This window comes from Bacteroidota bacterium (assembly GCA_030706565.1).
In the GTDB taxonomy this organism is placed as follows: Bacteria; Bacteroidota; Bacteroidia; order Bacteroidales; family JAUZOH01; genus JAUZOH01.
In genome coordinates this window covers 1-3,042 of sequence record JAUZOH010000429.1, presented here as the reverse complement: position 1 = coordinate 3,042, position 3,042 = coordinate 1, and the positions used below count along the sequence as shown (strand labels likewise).

Below are 3,042 nucleotides of genomic sequence, written 5' to 3'. Positions count from 1 at the left end.
GCCCAGTCCTGGACAGCCGATAATGGAAACGGAACTTATACCAATCCTTTGTTCTATGACGAATTTTCTGATCCTGATATGATCCGGGTGGGTGATGATTTTTACCTGGCGGGAACTACAATGCATTCTATGCCCGGTGTTGTTGTATTGCATTCAAAAGATCTGGTCAACTGGGAGTTTTTAAGCTACTGTTTTGATAAGTTGGATTTAGGCCCTGAATTTAACCTTGATCATGGCAAGGAAGCATACGGCCAGGGTATATGGGCTCCCTGTATCCGTTATTACAACGGTATGTTCTATATTTTTACCAACGTGAATAACCATGGAATGCAGGTGTTTATGGCTAAAAATCCGAAGGGGCCATGGGTACACAAACCTATGAATGTTGAAATTTATGATCTTTCCATCCTTTTTGACAATAACGGAAAGATTTATGCAGTATATAAATACAATGAAGTGCACCTGGTTCAATTGAAACCTGATTTTAGCGGTATTGTCGAAGGAAGCGACAAGATTATTATTCCTGCGGGAAATAACATGGGAGAGGGACATCACATTTATAAGATAAATGGGAAATATTATATCATAAGTGCTAATTTTTCTCCTACAGGGCGCATGCAGTGTGCCCGTGCCGACAATCCTTATGGACCGTACGAGACTACTGTTATCAGTGCAGAAGAAACCTTGGGCTATCAGAGAGGTTGGCTGACAGCTAATGTGGGTCTCGGTTCTCAGGTTCCTTCTCCCGGTTTCAAATTCCGATTGACCCCTGCTGGTGATAATTATTTGGGGGCCGTTCCCCTGCATCAGGGTGGGATAGTCGATTTGCCCAATGGCGATTGGTGGGGGTTTTCTATGATGGATTTTATGTCAGTGGGTCGTACTACTTGCCTTTCGCCGGTTACCTGGCAGGATGGCTGGCCTTACTTCGGGCTTACTGGCAATCTCGGACGTTCGCCCAGAACGTGGTTAAAACCAAATGTTGCGACGCCAACAACTCCTTCAGCGCCTTACCAGCGCAGCGACGATTTCTCCGGTAAAACGTTATTGCCTGTCTGGCAGTGGAATCATAATCCTGTTGCCGGCAAATGGGAACTCAACAAAAAAAATGAATCACTGCGTTTGCATACTTTGCCGGCTAAAGATTTTTTATGGGCCAGAAATACCCTTACGCAGCGTGTAGTTGGCCCCGAATCTAATGCTACCGCGGTGCTTGACGCGAGTGCGCTGAAACCTGGAGATTATGCAGGGCTGGCTTATTTGAATATGCCTTATGCAAGTCTGGGCATTCTAAGGAAAAGCGATGGTTTTGTCCTTCATTTCTATGATCAGTACAGGGACAAAACAATTGAACAAAAGCTCTCCTCTGGGAAAATTAGTTTGCGTGCATCAGGTGATTATGAAAAAGATATAGCACAGTTCAGTTTTAGCACCGACGATACGAACTTTACCAATATCGGAGATTCTATCCGTCTGCCTTATCAGCTGAAAACGTTCCAGGGCTCCCGTTATGCCCTTTTCGCCTACAATATGGATGGAAAGGAAGGCGGTTATGCCGATTTTGAAGATTTTAAACTTGTAGAACCACTGGCCGACCGGTCCCGGAATATTCCGGTAGGGAAAATTATTACGCTGACTAATCTGGGCACGAATTCGCCCGTGTGGGCCAATCCCCACGGTATGATGCACTCGGCTTCGCCCGGATCAAAGGATGCACAAGGTTCCGGCTGTCAGTTTAGGGTGTATGATCGCGGAAAAGGCAGGGTAGTCCTTGAAGCGATGAATGGTACGGGTTTTCTTACTGTCGTGGGGATAGGCATTTCTGGAGATGTGAGGTTGATGAAACAAGAATCGGAAGGCAGTTTGTTCCAATGGCAGGATATGTTGCACAACCAGTGTATGTTGCTGTCGCTGAAAACCAACCGTTATGTGGGACTGACTCCGGGTACCGGCGAGCCTTATGCTGCCGATCGCAAGGGAACACTGCCCAACAGGAAAGATGGAACGGTGTTAAGCTGGAAAATAACGGAAAATTGAGTGCTTTGAAAACTGTTTTTACCATTACTTTTTATTTGAATTCTAAAAGAAAAAAATGTGGATAAAGAAGTAATTAGTACCACCTGGAATTGCTAAACTATATTATTTAACAATGAAGCAAAATTGGGATGAAATATAAAAGCAGATGATGATTGAATTACAGAACGAACAAAGACATGATAATTAAAAAATTAGATAACCGTTTGCGGGAGTTTTTCCCTTTTATAATATTTTTAATATTACTTTAATGTACGAAGAATTGAAAAAGCATAAAGTACTTTATTCGCTTGAAAATCTCTTTATTCACATAAAATGAAAAGGGAAACAATAAAATACAAGATGTTGGAAAATAGATATTTAAAATTATTGGTTCTGTTAATTACACTGACTTGTGGTGCATTAAAAGCACAGGACAAACCAAAATACTGGCAAATAGCACCTGCTCCTCCTCTTGGCTGGAACAGCTGGGATATTTATGGCACTACCGTTACGGAACAGCAAGTAAAGGAACAGGCCGATGCTATGGCAAAGTATCTTTTACCAAGTGGTTATAAATACTTAACTGTTGATATTCAGTGGTACGAGCCAGAGTCGAAAGGCCATTCGTATAAACCCGGTGCGATTCTTACCATGGATGACTACGGACGCTTGACCCCCGGGCTTAAGAAATTTCCTTCGGCAGCCGATGGCAAAGGCTTTAAACCCCTTGCCGATTATGTGCATTCGAAAGGTTTGAAGTTCGGAATCCACATCATGAGAGGTATCCCCCGTCAGGCCGTGGAGAAGAACCTGCCTGTACTCGGCACAAATGTAAAAGCTCAGGATATAGCCATTAAAAGTTCTACCTGTCCTTGGAACCCGGACATGTACGGGGTTGATGCCACCAAGCCCGAAGGCCAGGCATACTATAATTCAATTGTACAGATGTATGCCAGTTGGGGAGTCGATTTTATCAAGTGCGACGATATTTCGCGCCCATACAACAACGTGCAAAAAGCTGAAGTG

The 3,042-nt window shown here is 43.6% G+C and carries 2 protein-coding genes; both read left to right on the top strand.

Translation table 11 applies throughout. The features are described from left to right. The coding region (locus tag Q8907_15155) for a glycoside hydrolase 43 family protein (GenBank protein MDP4275610.1) at positions 1-2,037 on the top strand (2,037 nt) is incomplete at its 5' end. A gap of 339 nt (positions 2,038-2,376) precedes the next feature. Further along, positions 2,377-3,042 (top strand): alpha-galactosidase (locus Q8907_15150; protein ID MDP4275609.1); only part of this gene is annotated, 666 nt, incomplete at its 3' end.